The organism is Thermomonospora echinospora, from assembly GCF_900108175.1.
In the GTDB taxonomy this organism is placed as follows: domain Bacteria; phylum Actinomycetota; class Actinomycetes; order Streptosporangiales; family Streptosporangiaceae; genus Thermomonospora; species Thermomonospora echinospora.
Genome location: NZ_FNVO01000005.1, coordinates 257,263 through 271,990 on the forward strand (window position 1 = coordinate 257,263; position 14,728 = coordinate 271,990).

At 72.2% G+C, this 14,728-nt stretch carries 22 protein-coding genes; 17 read left to right on the forward strand and 5 right to left on the reverse strand.

What is annotated here, in order from left to right; translation table 11 throughout:
- Positions 1-38: 38 nt before the first annotated feature.
- The gene (locus C4U03_RS14210) at positions 39-1,049 is read right to left on the reverse strand and encodes an alpha/beta hydrolase (RefSeq protein ID WP_103938215.1); all 1,011 of its coding nucleotides are present in this window, start codon (positions 1,047-1,049) and stop codon (positions 39-41) included.
- Positions 1,050-1,197: 148 nt separating this feature from the next.
- On the opposite strand from C4U03_RS14210, the gene rmuC reads away from it, so the two are divergent.
- Entirely contained in the window at positions 1,198-2,658 is a 1,461-nt protein-coding gene (gene rmuC / locus C4U03_RS14215; RefSeq protein ID WP_235017855.1) for a DNA recombination protein RmuC, read from the forward strand.
- Positions 2,655-3,218, forward strand: coding sequence for a DUF6542 domain-containing protein (locus tag C4U03_RS14220; protein WP_103938216.1), 564 nt, complete (start codon positions 2,655-2,657; stop codon positions 3,216-3,218). Before rmuC ends, C4U03_RS14220 begins: the two co-directional genes overlap by 4 nt.
- A gap of 76 nt (positions 3,219-3,294) precedes the next feature.
- Here the strand turns inward: C4U03_RS14220 and C4U03_RS14225 are convergent, their stop codons facing one another.
- Positions 3,295-4,257: a 4-hydroxy-3-methylbut-2-enyl diphosphate reductase gene (locus tag C4U03_RS14225; RefSeq protein ID WP_103938217.1), complete on the reverse strand. Its 963-nt coding sequence runs from the start codon at positions 4,255-4,257 to the stop codon at positions 3,295-3,297.
- Positions 4,258-4,528: 271 nt separating this feature from the next.
- Here C4U03_RS14225 and C4U03_RS14230 point away from each other — a divergent pair, with 271 nt between their 5' ends.
- Complete coding sequence (locus C4U03_RS14230; protein ID WP_103938218.1) at positions 4,529-5,356, forward strand: hypothetical protein; 828 nt, start codon at positions 4,529-4,531, stop codon at positions 5,354-5,356.
- Positions 5,357-5,380: 24 nt separating this feature from the next.
- Here C4U03_RS14230 and C4U03_RS14235 read toward each other — a convergent pair whose 3' ends face one another.
- The 3 genes from C4U03_RS14235 to C4U03_RS14245 all read right to left on the reverse strand — a co-directional run bounded on the left by C4U03_RS14235 (position 5,381) and on the right by C4U03_RS14245 (position 8,070).
- Entirely contained in the window at positions 5,381-6,724 is a 1,344-nt protein-coding gene (locus tag C4U03_RS14235) for a tyrosine-type recombinase/integrase (protein ID WP_103938219.1), read from the reverse strand.
- Positions 6,725-6,796: 72 nt separating this feature from the next.
- Complete coding sequence (locus tag C4U03_RS14240; protein ID WP_146087376.1) at positions 6,797-7,228, reverse strand: hypothetical protein; 432 nt, start codon at positions 7,226-7,228, stop codon at positions 6,797-6,799.
- Between the two features lie 404 nt (positions 7,229-7,632).
- A complete protein-coding gene (locus C4U03_RS14245; RefSeq protein ID WP_146087377.1) occupies positions 7,633-8,070 on the reverse strand; it encodes a hypothetical protein in 438 nt (145 codons plus the stop codon).
- 178 nt (positions 8,071-8,248) lie between these two features.
- Between C4U03_RS14245 and C4U03_RS14250 the strand changes: the two genes are divergently transcribed.
- The 14 genes from C4U03_RS14250 to C4U03_RS14310 all read left to right on the forward strand — a co-directional run bounded on the left by C4U03_RS14250 (position 8,249) and on the right by C4U03_RS14310 (position 14,669).
- The gene (locus C4U03_RS14250) at positions 8,249-8,476 is read left to right on the forward strand and encodes a helix-turn-helix transcriptional regulator (protein WP_103938222.1); all 228 of its coding nucleotides are present in this window, start codon (positions 8,249-8,251) and stop codon (positions 8,474-8,476) included.
- Entirely contained in the window at positions 8,473-8,616 is a 144-nt protein-coding gene (locus C4U03_RS40405; RefSeq protein ID WP_160146983.1) for a hypothetical protein, read from the forward strand. The genes C4U03_RS14250 and C4U03_RS40405 overlap by 4 nt, the downstream gene beginning before the upstream one ends.
- The gene (locus C4U03_RS14255) at positions 8,616-8,816 is read left to right on the forward strand and encodes a helix-turn-helix domain-containing protein (protein WP_103938223.1); all 201 of its coding nucleotides are present in this window, start codon (positions 8,616-8,618) and stop codon (positions 8,814-8,816) included. The genes C4U03_RS40405 and C4U03_RS14255 overlap by 1 nt, the downstream gene beginning before the upstream one ends.
- 79 nt (positions 8,817-8,895) lie before the next feature.
- Positions 8,896-9,522 (forward strand): hypothetical protein, encoded by a 627-nt coding sequence (locus C4U03_RS14260; RefSeq protein ID WP_103938224.1) that lies wholly within the window; start codon positions 8,896-8,898, stop codon positions 9,520-9,522.
- The gene (locus C4U03_RS14265; RefSeq protein WP_103938225.1) at positions 9,519-9,869 is read left to right on the forward strand and encodes a hypothetical protein; all 351 of its coding nucleotides are present in this window, start codon (positions 9,519-9,521) and stop codon (positions 9,867-9,869) included. Before C4U03_RS14260 ends, C4U03_RS14265 begins: the two co-directional genes overlap by 4 nt.
- Entirely contained in the window at positions 9,866-10,105 is a 240-nt protein-coding gene (locus C4U03_RS14270; RefSeq protein ID WP_103938226.1) for a hypothetical protein, read from the forward strand. Before C4U03_RS14265 ends, C4U03_RS14270 begins: the two co-directional genes overlap by 4 nt.
- A complete protein-coding gene (locus C4U03_RS14275; RefSeq protein ID WP_200827232.1) occupies positions 10,102-10,953 on the forward strand; it encodes a hypothetical protein in 852 nt (283 codons plus the stop codon). The genes C4U03_RS14270 and C4U03_RS14275 overlap by 4 nt, the downstream gene beginning before the upstream one ends.
- Positions 10,950-11,798 carry an ERF family protein gene (locus tag C4U03_RS14280; protein WP_103938227.1) on the forward strand — a complete coding sequence of 283 codons (849 nt, stop codon included), beginning with the start codon at positions 10,950-10,952 and terminating at the stop codon, positions 11,796-11,798. The genes C4U03_RS14275 and C4U03_RS14280 overlap by 4 nt, the downstream gene beginning before the upstream one ends.
- Positions 11,795-11,983 carry a hypothetical protein gene (locus tag C4U03_RS14285; RefSeq protein WP_103938228.1) on the forward strand — a complete coding sequence of 63 codons (189 nt, stop codon included), beginning with the start codon at positions 11,795-11,797 and terminating at the stop codon, positions 11,981-11,983. Before C4U03_RS14280 ends, C4U03_RS14285 begins: the two co-directional genes overlap by 4 nt.
- Before the next feature lie 14 nt (positions 11,984-11,997).
- Complete coding sequence (locus C4U03_RS14290; RefSeq protein WP_103938229.1) at positions 11,998-12,534, forward strand: hypothetical protein; 537 nt, start codon at positions 11,998-12,000, stop codon at positions 12,532-12,534.
- The gene (locus tag C4U03_RS40410; RefSeq protein ID WP_160146984.1) at positions 12,531-13,103 is read left to right on the forward strand and encodes a hypothetical protein; all 573 of its coding nucleotides are present in this window, start codon (positions 12,531-12,533) and stop codon (positions 13,101-13,103) included. Before C4U03_RS14290 ends, C4U03_RS40410 begins: the two co-directional genes overlap by 4 nt.
- Positions 13,096-13,512: a hypothetical protein gene (locus C4U03_RS14300; protein ID WP_103938231.1), complete on the forward strand. Its 417-nt coding sequence runs from the start codon at positions 13,096-13,098 to the stop codon at positions 13,510-13,512. Before C4U03_RS40410 ends, C4U03_RS14300 begins: the two co-directional genes overlap by 8 nt.
- Positions 13,505-13,861 (forward strand): hypothetical protein, encoded by a 357-nt coding sequence (locus tag C4U03_RS14305; protein ID WP_103938232.1) that lies wholly within the window; start codon positions 13,505-13,507, stop codon positions 13,859-13,861. Before C4U03_RS14300 ends, C4U03_RS14305 begins: the two co-directional genes overlap by 8 nt.
- Positions 13,854-14,669, forward strand: a complete 816-nt coding sequence (locus C4U03_RS14310; protein WP_103938233.1) for a hypothetical protein — start codon at positions 13,854-13,856, stop codon at positions 14,667-14,669. Before C4U03_RS14305 ends, C4U03_RS14310 begins: the two co-directional genes overlap by 8 nt.
- Positions 14,670-14,728: the final 59 nt, after the last annotated feature.

The window sequence follows — 14,728 nt, forward strand, 5'->3', positions numbered from 1 at the left end:
GCGGGCCGCCGCCCGACGGCCGCCGTCCGGGCGGTCGGTCAGCGCTCGACGCGGCGCAGGAACTCGGCCATGTGCCGGAAGGCCGCCTTGCCCTCGGGGACGAAGTCGGCGAACACCGGGAAGACGTGCACCAGCCCGCCCCACTCCTGGTGGACGACGTCGACGCCGGCGGCGCGGGCCCGGACGGCCAGGTCTCGGACGTCGTCGCGGAGGATCTCGGTGCCGCTGGCCATGAGCATCATCGGCGGCAGGCCCGACAGATCTCCCCGCAAAGGGGAGAACAACGGGTCGTTCTCCTCCTTGTCCGCGCAGAACCGCCGCCCCAATGAGGCGAGTTTGTCCGCCGGGATGAGAACGTCACTGCGCCGGTTGAGCTTGTGCGACTCGGCGGCGCACATGAGGTCCACCCAAGGGGAAAGGCAGATCGCGGCCTTGGGCAGCGGTATGCCCTTTTCCTTGAGCGCGAGCAGCAGCGCGAGCGTGAGGTGGCCGCCCGCCGAGTCGCCGCCTATGACGATGTCCTCGGCCGGGTATCCGCGCCCGAGGAGGAATTCGTACGCCTCCAGGGCGTCTTCGAGCGCGTCGGCCGGTGTGTGCTCCGGCACGAGCCGGTAGTCCAGTGCCAGTACGGGGCGGCGCGTCGCGGCCGACAGCCGCCAGTTGAACGGTCTGTAGAGGCGGGGGCTGCCGAAGAAATAGCCGCCCCCGTGCAGATAAAGGAAGACCTTGCGCTCGTCGGGCAGGCCGGCCCGTACCCATTCGCTGCCGCCCGTCCGGCCGAGGTCCTGCGGGCTCACCGCCACGCCGGGTGGTACGAGCTGAAGGCGGCCCAGGAAGTCGGTGGCCCGCTGGATGCGTACCAGCCCGGCGTCGCCGTCCGGCCCGTACTGCCAGGCCGACTTGGCGAAGGCGCGGATGAATCCTCCGACGATGCGGGCCCGTGGGGTCGGGGCGTCCTCCGGCTCCAGTGTGAGCGCCCGGGCGACGCGGCGCTGCGCGGGCGTCACCGCGACGGGTCGGATCGGAACCTCCCGGGGGGTGGTCGGCATCCCGCCTCCTGTCCAGACAGCATCCGGCCGCCCGGCGCGGGGGCGCCCGTCGTGCACCACTAGTGAACGATGAGTCTAATTGTCGGAACGGCGCGTGTCTCGGCGCGTCGAGTCGGTTGGATCACAGCGCAATGTCACGATTCAGGTCATGGATCTCGCGCTGCTGCTCGGCCTCGCGCTGGGCGTCGCCCTGGGAGCGGTGGCCGGGTACTCGCTGGCCACCACCCGTCAGGCCGCGCTGATCGCCCGGGCCAGGGCGGCCGAGGAGCAGGTGGCCTACGTCGAGGAGCGGCTGGCCGGACACTTCGAGGCCCTGTCGGCCAAGGCGCTGGACGCCAGCAACCAGCGGTTCCTGGAGCTGGCCGACACCCGGCTGCGGGCGGCCGGCATCGAGGCCGCCGGTGAGCTGGAGCGGCGCAAGCAGGCCGTCGAGCACCTGGTGGAGCCGCTGCGCGAGACCCTGGCCAAGGTCGAAGAGCAGTTGCGCGAGGTCGAGACCGGCCGCCGCGAGTCGCACGCCATGCTGGCCAAGCAGGTGGAGTTCGTGCGCCGCAGCTCCGAGGAGCTGCGCGCGGAGACGCAGGCGCTGGTGCGCGCCCTGCAGCGGCCCGACGCCCGTGGCCGCTGGGGCGAGCTGCAGCTGCGCCGGGTGGTGGAGCTGGCCGGCATGACCCGGCACTGTGACTTCGACGAGCAGGTCACCGCCCGTACCGCGGACGGCTCGCTGCGGCCCGACCTGGTGGTGCGGCTGGTCGGCGACAAGAGCATCGTGGTCGACTCCAAGGTCCCGCTGACCGCCTATCTGGAGGCCGCCGCCACCGACGACCCCGAGCTGCGGGCGGCCCGGCTGGACGCGCACGCCCGGCATGTGCGCGACCACGTCGACCGGCTGGCGTCCAAGGCGTACTGGCAGGCGTTCAGCCCGGCGCCGGAGTTCGTGGTGCTGTTCATCCCGGGCGAGGCGTTCCTGGCGCCGGCCCTCGAACGCTCCCCCGAGCTGCTGGAGTACGCGATCGGCCGCCGGGTGCACATCGCCACCCCCACCACGCTGGTGTCGATGCTGCGCACCGCGGCGTACGCCTGGCAGCAGGCGGCGCTGTCGCGCAACGCGCGGGCGGTGTTCGAGCTGGGCCGGGAGCTGTACGAGCGGCTCGGCACGATGGGCGGGCACCTGGACGAGCTGGGACGGTCGCTGGCCGGTGCGGTCAGGTCCTACAACCGCACGGTCGGATCGCTGGAGAGCCGGGTGCTGGTGAGCGCCCGCAGGCTGAACGACCTGGGCCTGGTCGACGGCCCCCTGGACGCGCCGGAGCCGGTGGCCGACAGTCCCCGCTCCCCGTCGGCCGCCGAACTGGCCGGCGGGTTCCCCGAAGCCGGCATCGGCGCCTCCACGGGTGAGGGGCCGCCCGGCAAACCGGTAGGTTTCGCGGAACAGGTCGTCCCCAACCGGTCCGGCCGGGCAGCATCGGCCTCGGCGGACGGCCCCGCCGTGGACGCCGCCGCCAACGGGCGGGGGCACGGGAGGCCGACACGGCCGTCCTCCGGGACGCCCGCTCCGGACGCCGGGGCCCGCCACACGGATCGCGCGAGCGAGGAGGACTCGGGATGACCGCCACCGCGGCACGCGGCCCGTCCAAGGACACGCCGCCTGCGACCTCGGGAGGACCTGGCTCGCGCCGGGCCGGCCGCCGGTCGGCGGCCACGGTCACCGGCCGGGGGGGCGTCGTCATCATCTTCGCGCTGGGCCTGCTCGGCGCGCTGCTGTCGCGCTGGCTGGGGGTGGGCCTGCTCGCCGGGCTGGGTTTCATGGCCGGGTGCGTGCTGGCCGCGCTCGCCACCCGTCCGGCCGACCTGCTGAGCCTGTCGGTGTGCCCGCCGCTGCTGTTCCTGGGGCTCACCCTGCTCGCCGAGATCCTGACCACGCTCGGCGAGGAGTCCCTGCTGCGCGGCGTGCTGGTCGGCATGGTCACCTCGCTGGCCACCACCGCGCCCTGGCTGTTCCTGGGCACCGCGCTGGTGGTGGCCATCGCGATCCCGCGCGGGCTGCCGGCCGCGGTGCGTGACCTGCGCGACCGCCTGGCCGGCAGCCGCATCCTGCAGGAGGACGAGAACGAGGACCCGGTCCGCTGGGACGAGTCCCCGCGCCTTCACCACGGCGAGGTGGACTGAGCCGTCCCCCGGGACGGGAGCCGTCCCCCGGGACGGGAGCCGTCCCCCGGGACGGCTCAGTCCGGTCACGGACGGGTCAGGCCGGGGCGCGCAGGTCCTTGCGCAGCTCGTGCGGCAGGGCGAAGCGCATGCTCTCGGGAACGGACTCGACCTCTTCGACCCGGTCGTAGCCGCGCTCGGCCAGCCACTGCAGGACACCGCGGACCAGCACCTCCGGCACCGAGGCTCCGCTGGTCAGCCCGACCGTGGTGACGCCCTCCAGCCAGGCGGGGTCGATCTGGTCGGCGTAGTCCACCAGGTGGGCCGCGTCCGCTCCGTACTCCTTGGCCACCTCGACCAGCCGCACCGAGTTGGAGGAGTTGGTCGAGCCCACCACGATGACCAGCTCGGCCTGCGCGGCGATCTGCTTGACGGCGGTCTGCCGGTTCTGGGTGGCGTAGCAGATGTCGTCGGACGGGGGGTCGATCAGGTTGGGGAAGCGCTCGCGCAGCGCCGCCACGGTGGCCATGGTCTCGTCCACCGACAGCGTGGTCTGCGACAGCCAGGCCACCTTGTCGGGGTCGCGGACCTGCACGCCCGCGACGTCGCCGGGGCCGTCGACCAGGTGGATGTGGTCGGGCGCCTCACCGGAGGTGCCGATGACCTCCTCGTGCCCCTCATGGCCGATCAGCAGGATGTCGTAGTCGTCGGCGGCGAACCGCACCGCCTCCTTGTGCACCTTGGTGACCAGTGGGCAGGTCGCGTCGATGGTGCGCAGGCTACGGCCGCGCGCCTCCTCGTGCACCACCGGCGCCACGCCGTGCGCGGAGAACACCACGATGGCGCCCTCGGGGACCTCCTCGGTCTCGTCGACGAAGACGGCCCCGCGCTCCTCCAGCGTCTTGACCACGTGCACGTTGTGCACGATCTGCTTGCGGACGTAGATCGGCGATCCGTACTTCTCCAGGGCGATCTCCACCGCCTGCACGGCGCGATCGACGCCCGCGCAGTAGCCGCGGGGTTTGGCCAGCAGGACACGACGGTCAGTGGTGGAGGTCATGTCCCAATTGTACGAGCGGGACGGCTCGCCCCGTGTCGCCACGGCTCCGGCGGGTACCGGCAGGGGAGACGAAACTCAGGTGAAGCCGGCCGGATGACACGATGTGACCTAGGCCATGTTCCGATTCGATGGAAACAGGTTGACCCAAGGTGACCGCGCTCGCACCCGTACGGCACAGTGATACATGACGGCCGTGGTGTATCGGTCCGCACAGCCGACCGGTCCGGGCCCGTCGAGACCGACCTTCCGGTACAGCAGGGAGACGAGGACGATGACCAAGTCGCCACGCCGCCTCAAGCAGCAAGTCCAGGACACCGTGGGCGAGCAGGTCCGTGACCTCCCGCTGCACGCGGTCCGGCTGGCGATGTTCGGCGTTGGCCGGGCATTGCTGCTGAGCGACCGGGTGACCAGGGACTACAAGGAGATGCGCGAGAACGGGGTGGGCCCCGTACTGAACCGACTCCGTGACGACGCCCAGCATGCGGCGGTCAAGGTGGCGGGCCGCGTGGCCGACCTGGTGCGCGGCGGCGAGGAGGCCGCCGAGCCCCCGGTCGCCACCCCGCCCAGGCCCCGGCCCGCTTCGTCGGAGATCTCGGTCGGCAAGCCCACCGCCAGGCCCGCTCCCAAGCCCGCCCCGAAGCCTGCCGCCAAGGCCGCTCCGGAACCCGTCGCCAAGCCCGCTCCGGAACCCACCGCCAAGGCCGCTCCCAAGCCTGCCCCGGCTCCCAGCCCCAAGCCCGCCGCCCAGGCCCGGCCGGTGCCGGAGCCCGCGGCCACGGCCGAGACGAAGGCGGAGCCGGAGCGGAAGCCGGAGCCCAAGGCCGAGCCGGAGCCGAAGGTCGAAGCGAAGCCCACAGCCGAGCCGGAGCCCAAGCCCGAGCCGGAGGCCAGGCCGGCCGGCAAGGCCGAGACGAAGGCCGCCGACCTGCCGGTGCCCGACTACGACACCGCCACGCTGCCGCAGTTGCGGGCCCGGCTGCGCGGGCTGACCGCCGACCAGGTCAAGCTGCTGCGCGAGTACGAGCGCAGGCACGCCGCCCGCGCCGAGGTGCTGCGCATGTACGAGAACCGCATCGCCAAGCTCAACGGCACCGCCTGACCTGGGCCGCAACCCAACAGAAGATCACGAACCGCTCTTCGAGGGCACATCCAGGGCACTCGGGCGGTCGGCGGCACCGAAGAAGTCGTCGACCGCCCGCCGGCCGACGTCCCGCACGTCGGGCATCAGGTGGGCGTAGGTCCGCAGGGTGAAGCCGGGATCGGTGTGGCCGAGCCACGCCGCGAGCTTCAGGATGTCGGCGCCGCCGGCCAGCTGGATGCTGGCGAACGTGTGCCGCAACCCGTGGAACCGGCCGTTCTCGTCCGGCGGGGGCGGCGCCCCGGCCGCCGCGCGGGCCGCGGTCCATGTGTGCTCGAACGCCTGCCGATACCACGGCAGTCCGTCGGCCTTGACAAACAGCAGCCGGAAGGTTCGCGGCTTGCCGTCCGGCCGGCCCCACGGCAGCGTCACCGGCACCGGCGGCCGCTTGGCCATCTGCTCGGACAGCCGCAGCGACAGCGTGTCCGACAGCGGCACCTCACGCTCCTTGCCGCGCTTCGGCAACGCGAACACCAGCTGGTATCGACCCTCGGCGTCCTTGATCCGCTTGATCTGCCGCCGCACGAGGATCTTCCGGTCGGCGCCCAGGAACACGATGTCCTCCTCGGCGAACGCGAACACCTCGCTCTCGCGCAGGCCGGCGGCGGCGGCCAGGTCCACCATCGCTCCAGAGGAGTGCCGCCGGTCGACCTCGGCTCGCGCGGCCTGGACCATCTCCAGCGTCCACGGGCGGACCTTGCGGTCAGGCACCGTGGGCAGCCGCACCGACTTGGATCGCACCGGGTTGCGGGAGATCCGGCCGTCCTCGATCGCCGCGGCGAAGATGGTCGACAGGGTGGTGGTGATCGCCTTGACGTAGCCGGGCGCCAGTCCCTTGGCCTCCAGGCTCTTGACCCACTGCTGGATCGCGCTGGGGGACTTGGCCAGGGCGCGCATCTCCCGGTGCCCGATCGGGGACGAGCCCGGGGCGCGCTTGGTCCTGTCGGTCCGCTCAACGTCGTAGATGTGCGCCAGGTGCTTGTCGACGGTCTCCAGGCTGGCGGGGTCGGAGGCCAGTCCGCCGCGCCACTGCTTGGCGTAGGCCTCCAGGGTGATCTTCCCCAGCTCCGGGTCGATCCAGCTGTCGGCGTCGAGCTCGGCGTTGACCTTCGCATCGCACGCGGCGGCGTGCCGTTCGGGGTCGTCGCCGACCTTCTCGGTGAAGTTCTTCTTGCGCTGGCGGCCGGACTCGTCGCGCCAGCGGACCTGCCAGCGCCGGGCCGTGCCGTGGTCGGCGCTGGGGTAGAGCTTGTTGCGGCCCCGCCCGCACTTGCAGGGTTCGGCGCCCTCGGGTGGGTGGGACAGGTGCCATCGGTCATAGACGGCCACGGTGGGGTGCTCCTTCGGGGGGTGAGCCGGCCGTCCGTGGGTGAGCGGGGACGCCCACGGACGGCCGGGGTCTCAGTTTCCGGTGCGGCGGCGCGAGAGGTCGTCTTCGTACCGCTCGGCGAGGGCGGCGGCGATGCTCTCTTCGTGCCGCTCGACGCGCTCCAGGCGCCGCTCCAAGCGCTGCTCCAGGTGCCGGTCGGACCCGTCCACCTCCATTAGGGCGCGGGATGAGGTGATGGAGATGTGCTCCATCACCAGCTGCGCAATGTAGGCGGCGACGGCGAGGGCGCCGGCCATGCCGCCCAGGATGATGACGGCCAGGGCCGTGTTATAGACCGGCCAGTGGCTCGTCCCCGCCACCGCGGCGACGGCGATCATGCCGCCCCCCGCGACGACGAGGGAGGCGGCATAGCAGGCGCGCCGCACGACGTACAGCCTGGCCAGCGGGTAGGGCGACGTGGACTCATGATGGTGACTGCCTGTGATGGTGGCATCCGTCGTCATCGTCTCGTGCTCACAGGTCAACCGAGGGCCCCTTTCACTTTGGAATTCCGGGGGGGGGGTGCTCCTCGCTGAGTCCTTTCTGCCTGGAGGGGAGTGATGTGGCCACGTGGACCGCTCCGAGCAACCGTCTCCACCGTCACCCTCCGTGATGCGCCGCTCATCCGAAGGGACGACGATTATTGACACAGGCCCTAATGGAACGGAAGGGCCGACCGCCCCCCGGGTTTCACAGTGTGAGACGATCGTCTCGCCGTATGTTATTTCCGCAGGTCAGTTGCCACTTACTAGAACAACCTTCTAGGGATTCTCACTGCTATAGGTAGCAACTCGAACGCGGTACGCAACGTGACCGAAACTCGTGAATCGGTGCCGCGCCGCGCCGCTCGCGGCAGTTAACTTGCAGGTCAACCCGCGTCCCGCCCTCGCCAGGAGTTCAGCAGCTCCTCCAGGACCTCGGCTCGTTTCTGGTCCTGCTTACTGTCCTCGCGCCGCACCTGGCGCCACTCGTCCACCAGCCGGTCCAGCCGCTCGAACACGGTCTCCTCGGGCGGGGCCGGGACGTTCAGCCCTCCGTAATGGATGCGGCCCACCTTTAGGGGCTCCGGATCGCCGCCGGCCAGGATGCGATCGACGGAGCCCGGCGCCCACTCCAGTGCCCGCTCGATGCGCGCCTTGGTGAGCTGCCGCATCGGCCGATCCTCGAACCGGATGGTGTGCAGCCCCTGCTTGCTCAGGGGCGCGCGTTTAGCGACGTCATCCCATGTGAGATCGAGTTCGGCGCGGCGCTCGTCCATGAGCCGCGCCAGCCGTTGACGCGGCGTCTCCTGCCCCGGGGAAGCCATGGCCCCATCTTCGCGGGCCGAGTCTGTCAGGTCCAGTCATCTCACGTCAGATAAAGGCAGCTTCCGGGGCAAGCGAAGACTGATCACCCCTCACCGAGGGTCCAATGACACAAACTTACGTCTGATGAGACCTGCTTATCCCTTGCAAGCTGACACTAGTTGACCTAATCTGACCGACATGGAAGAGCCCACCGCAACATCGGGGCAGCCAACGGCAGACGAGGCCCGTCACCTCACCCCGGACGACCTCGCCGCCCGCCTGGGCATCTCGGTCGGCGCGGTCTACCAGATGAACAGGCGCCGCACCGGCCCTCAGTACCTGAAGATCGGCCGCCGGGTCCGCTACAAGCTCACCGACGTCATCGAGTGGGAGAACGCCCACTACCGCGCCAGGAGTGCCTCGTGAGCCCGCGCCGCAAGGGCGACGACCGCGAGCACCGCGAGGCAATCGCCCGAGAGCTGGCAGCCGAGGCCGAGGGCCTCAAAAAGATCAAGGACGAGATGGCCAAGTCCCTGGCCAAGAAGAAGAAGGACGGCAAGAAGTGATGGCCGCCCGCACGCAGACCCCCACCCGGTCCCGGCCCGGCTGGGCCACCACCGACCAGGCCGCACAGCACCTCGGCGTGGCCCGGCAGACCCTCGCCAACTGGCGCAGCCAGGGCCGGGGGCCGACCTGGAGCAAGCGCGGCGGCGTCGTCCGCTACCGCTGGGCCGACCTCGACGCCTGGATGTCCGACTCCCCCTGACGAATGAGCCCCGACCTGTCGCGAGCAGGCCGGGGCGGTGCGGAGCACCCGCACCTGACCAGAGTAGGAGCACCCTCCCTTGACCACCATCCTGATCTTGCTGGCCGTCTGGACGGCGGTGGCGCTGCTGATCGCCCCGCCGATCGGCCGCATGCTGCGCCGCGCGGCCGACGCCGAGATCCTCGCCCCCCTCGACAGCGAGGACGACGGCCCCACCCTGGCCATGACCGCCGTGGGCGACTGCCCCGACTGGTGCCCCGGCCAGCACACCCCCGGCGCCCACCGCCGCACCGTGGACGTGCGGGAGAAGACCGGCGATCCCGGCGGAGTTTGGGTCGAGCTGGCTTGGTACACGGTCCCGGGTCGTCCGCCGGTCGGCCAGCCCGAGGTGACGCTGGTGTCGATCGTCGGCACCGACGAGACGCTCATGCCCATGTCGCCCGGCGAGGCCGGGATGCTCGCCGCGTCCATCGCGTTCCCGGACGCGGACAGCACGCTGGCGGCGTGGGGGCGGGCGCTGTCCGGTGACGCCGGGTGGCTGGCCGAGACGCTGGCCCGCGCGGCGGTGATGGCCGGGTACTCCCCTTGCGGCGGGTGCGGGACGCCGACCGATGCGCGGCCGGAGTACGACCAGGCGAGCGGTGAGCTCGTAGCGCGGTGCGCCGGCTGCCACCGCGAGGCGCTGACGGGCGGTGAGGTCCGGTGACCCGCTTCCTGCCCGGCGAGATCGTCAACATCACCATCACCGGCGGCCGGATCGACGAGGTCAGCAAGAACGGCATCCACGTCGTCCTGCCCAACGGCACGACTGCCACCGTCGAGCTGAGCAACCTGGAGGCCGTCACCGTCGAACGGGTCGCCCCCGCCGAGTGGCCGCCCCAGCCGGGCGACCTGTGGCGGACCGAGCGGCAGCCGTACTTCGCCATGTACAGCGACGGCGCCATGGTCTTGGTCAACCTCGGCGGCGAGCGGTTCAGCCCCGACTTCGTGCTGGCCCACGGATCGCTGACGCTGGTCCACCGCGAGGAGCAGGACGGCGGTGAGGTCCGGTGACGGCGCTGTCGACCGCCCGCCGCGAGATCGGCCACCTGGCCGGCGTCGTGAAGTCCGACGTGCCGCTGCCGGCCGACCGGCGGCTGCGCTGCCACCGCTGCCGCAAGCTCAACCGGTCGGCGACGTGGCGGCAGTGGCTGACGCTGAAGGCCGGCCGCAAGCCGAAGCACTGGTGTGGGGCCCGGATGACGCTGGTGGACATCAGCACCTGGACCGCCCGGCAGGTGACCCGGTGAAGATCATCCGCCGCGACAACGGCCGCAACCACTGGTACATCGACACCGAGACCGGCGACCGAATCCCCGGCGTCACCACCATCCTCGGCGACGGCCTGCCCAAGAAGGCCCTCATCAACTGGTCGGCGAACGCCACCGCCGAATACGCCGTCGACCACTGGGACGAGCTCGCCGAACTGCCGCCGTCCGCCCGGCTGAAGAAGCTCCAGGGCGGCCGGTACGAGGCCAAGGACGAGGCCGCCAACCGCGGCACCCAGGTCCACAAGATGGGTGAGCGGCTGATCGCGGGAGAGTCCGTCGTCGTCCCCGATCTGCTGCGCCCCTACGTCGAGTCCTACGTGCGTTTCCTGGACGAGTTCCAGCTTCGCGCCCGCTACGTCGAGGCCGTCGTCTACTCGGCGTCGCACCGGTACGTGGGCACGCTCGACATCTTCGGCGACATCCTCCTGCCCGACATGCCGGAGTACGAGCACCTGCCGCGCGATGAGGACGGGTTCGTCTGCGACGTGCTGATCGACGCGAAGACGAACCGGTCGGGGATCTTCGGTGAGACCGCTCTTCAGCTGGCCGGCTACCGGTTCGCCGAGTTCATGCAGCCCGACCCGAAGGATCCGGACACCGCGATCCCGATGCCGGACGTCACCTGGACCGGTGCGCTGTGGATCCGGCCCGACGGCTACTCCCTGATCCCGGTCACCGCGGGCCCCGAGCAGCACCGCGCCTTCCTGTACGTGCAGCAGGTGGGCGTCTTCGACCGGGGGGCGCGGGACCTGATCGGTGAGGCGATCGAACCGCCGACCGCCTCCCGGTACGTACTGGCCAAGGCCGGAGAGGCGGACGAGCGATGACGTCCACGCCCACGCCGTCGTTGGCCGCTGCGCTGGCCAAGGTCCAGGCCGAGCTGCCGAAGCTGGAGCGCGACCGCACGGTCGAGGTGACCCAGAAGAACGGCGGCACCTACTCCTACAGCTACGTCACCTTGGCCCGCCTGTCGGAGGTGGTGCTGCCGCTGCTGGCCAAGCACGGCTTGTCGTTCGCGGCCATGCCGGGCCTTGGGGCGGACGGGAAGATGGCCGTCCGTTACACCCTGCTCCACGAGTCCGGGGAGGCGCTGACCGGGGAGTTCCCCATCAGCGGTGAGGGCGGCATCCAGATGATCGGCGGGCGGATCACCTACGCCCGCCGCTACTGCCTGGCCGCGGTCGTCGGCGTGGCGGCGGATGAGGACGACGAGTCCCGGCTGGCCGATGACGGCGCGCCGCGCGCTGTTCAGCGGGCCGGGCAGCGGCCCCGGCGGCAGGCGTCGACACCGAAGCCGGGAGAGGGCGCGGCGACGGTTCAGCGGGCCGCGTCCCGCCCCCAGGCGTCCTTGCCGCCGCTGCCGGGCGAGGAGCCCCCGCCGCCCGCCGCGCCGCCGGTCGGAGACGACCAGGACAACGGCGAGCCGGTGACGAAGCCCCAGCTGGCGAAGATCGGGATCCTGTTCCAGCGCGTCGGCTGGACGGAGCGGGCCGACAAGCTGCGTGCGTCCTCGACGATCGTCGGTCGCCCGATCGCGTCGTCCACGGAGTTGACCAAGAAGCAGGCGTCGACGCTGATCGACGCGCTGGAGATGGTCGCCGCCGACGACGACCCGGCCGACCGGTTGACGGCGCTGCTGGAGGAGATCCGCCGGCAGGAGGGCGGCCAGTGACCCCCGAGGACCGGCTGCGCGCCGTGCTGCACGCCCACGCCGCCCGGGTCGAGCCCGGCCGGGACGGGCTGGAGCGGATCCGCGCCGGCATCACCCGCCGCCCCCGCTGGCGGCGGCTCATCGACCGCATGAAGAAGGCCCGGGCGGGTGCGACCGCCCGGGCCCAGTCCCCCACCAACCGATGAAGGAGCACAACGACATGACCCAGGGTACGAGATCGATCTCCCCAGCGGCGCTGGCCGTCGGCCGGATCATCACCGTCTGCCCCGACCCGATGGCCACCGAGGCCCGGCAGCCCGGCGAGTGGACGATGAACCGCCACCCGATCGAGTACGGCGAGTTCGTCCGCCTCGACGTCACCGACCCGCGCGGCAAGGCGTCCGTGTGGCTGGTGCACACCGACCACGCGGTCACCGTCCAGCTGACCCGCGGCGAGGAGCAGGCCGCCGCCGCCCGCGTGATCGCCGACCTGGCCGGCGCCGGCCTGCCCGACATCTACGAGTGGGAGATCCGCGACGGCCGGGTCCGCGCCTGGCTGGCCGCCCAGTCGTGGGAGGCCGCCCAGTCCCGCGCCGACCTGGCCGCGTGGGCCGAGCACCTGGGCTGCGAGGTGGCCGAGGAGGAGCAGGACGGGCGCACGCTGCTGACGGCGGCCGGTGAGGTGGACGGCGTGCCGGTGGAGGTGCGGACGTCGATCTACGACGCCGACAAGGAGAAGGCCGAGGTGGCGTCGTGATCGACATCGCCGCTGACCTGCTCGCGCACGCCGACCGGTACACCGCGTCCGCCCGCGCCGTCATGGACGCCGCCCCCGCCCCGCTGCCCGACCTGGAGACCGCCCGCGCCGAGCTGCTGGAGCAGCTGGCGGACGTGGACCGGCGGATCACCGCCCGCACGGCCGCCGAGAAGCGGTGCGCCGACCTGGCCCGGGTCGCCGCCCGGCTGCGGGACCTGGCCGGCCAGCACCAGGAGGAGACCGCCCCGCCCCCGGCCCCGGTGGGCGACGCCTTGGCCGCCGCCCTCCGCGCGGGGGGTGAGCAGGTCCCGGTCCCGTCGCCACTGTCCCCGGAGACGGCCCGGTGGTCCGAGGACGGCGCGTCCGAGCCGCTGGGTGAGCCCGTCGCCGGCCACGCCACCACGCAGACCCGTCCCGAGCCGCCCCAGGAGCCGCGCCGGGAGCGGCCCTTTCCCGGTGAGGGTGTCCCGGGCCCGCTGGGGGTGGGCGGCGGTGACGGTGCGGCTGTGGCCCCCGCACACCGGCCGCCGGGTGGCGGCGTGACCCAGGAGGAGCAGACCCATGGCTGAGCTGGACGAGCAGGACCGCGCCATGCTGGACGAGCTGGGCCGCGACTGGAACCGCGTCAACTGGGAGCCCAACCCGGTCCGCGACCCCGCCGACGAGGCCCTGTCCCCCACCCCGGAGGAGATGGCCGAAGCGCCCGGCGCCGAGCAGCGCACCTACCGGATCACCTACGAGCGGGTGGGCCGCCGGGGCGGCCGGAACGGCAGCGAGCCCCCGCCGCCGCTGACCGCGCGGGTGATGTCCACCGATCACCTCGCCGTGCGGATCTGGGAGGACGTGAAGCCCTTCCTGCTGTCGAGCGACGTCGAGGTGTCCGTCGACCTGGAGAGCGGCCGGGGTCAGATCTTCTGCGGGTTCAACAACGGCGGGTCGTTCGCGATCGAGCGGCTGGACGGGCAGGCCGATGGCTGACCGTCCCGCCGACCGGACCCCCGGGGCCCTCACCGGCCCCGGGGCCACCCGGCCCACCCAGGACCACATTCACCAGTGGTTCGAGCTGACCTACGCCAACTACCTGGTGCTGCCCCGGGCGGTCCTCCAGTCCGCTCCCGACACCTGGCAGGCGCAGTTCGTCGCGCTGCTGCGCGAGCTGGACGAGATGTACGAGCACCTGGACTGGCCCAGCTACCGGGTCAACGCCGTCGACGACAACGGCCGGTTCATCAAGGACCCGATCCCGCACTACCGGCGCGGCCGGACCTACATCCCGCCGAAGCCCAGCGCGCCGAATCCCGACTCCGAGGAGGACGGCCGTGGCTGACCAGACCATCCGGCCCCTGCCCGACCGCGTCCGGCGGGCCATCTCCGACCCCGGTGCCATCCTCCCCCGCGCCGTCGAGGTACGGGATGGGGAGGAGATACGCGAGACGGTGCCGAGCTGGAGCACCCGCGCCGTGCTGGCGGTGCTGGCCGACGCGGGCAGCCCCCTCGCCCCGGAGCGGGCTGCCGAGATCGAGGCCCTCACCGCCGCCGCCACCCCCGGGCCCTGGAGCGTGGACACCGTGGGCGGCCTGTTCGTCGAGGCGGCCGAGGGTGCGGTCGCCGATCTGGCCTGGGCTGCCCAGGACGAGACCGAGTTGGCCGCGATAAAGGCGGACGCCGAGTTCATCGCCGCCGCCCGCGCGGACGTGCCCTTGTTGCTGGCCGCCTACCGAGAGGTCGACGCACACCGCTGCGTCCAGGCGTCCCGCATCGCCGACCTGGAGGCCGAGCGGGACCGCGCCCGCAACGTCGCGCTCGCCGCCGAGAGGACGCTCGGCGAGCAGATCGACCGCGCCTTGCGATGCGAGGCCGAGCGGAACGCCCTCCGCGCGCAGGCGGACCGCTACGTCCAGCGGATCCAGGAGCTGGCGGCCGCACACCGCGGGAAGCAGGCCGCCGCCGCCGAATGGAAGCGGCTGCACGGCAACCTCAAGACCGACCGAGACCGGCTCGCCGCACAACGGCAGGCCGCCCTCGACGTGGCCGCCCAACACCACGACATCGCCCCAGAGGGCGAGGAGTGCGCGGTCGGCTGCCCCGGCTGCCAGGTCGAGGCCGCTCTCGGCGTCGCGAAGGGCGGTGCGTGATGCAGCTGATCGCCGCCGCCGTCCTCATGGGCCTGGCCGCCGCCGCCATCGCCTGGGCG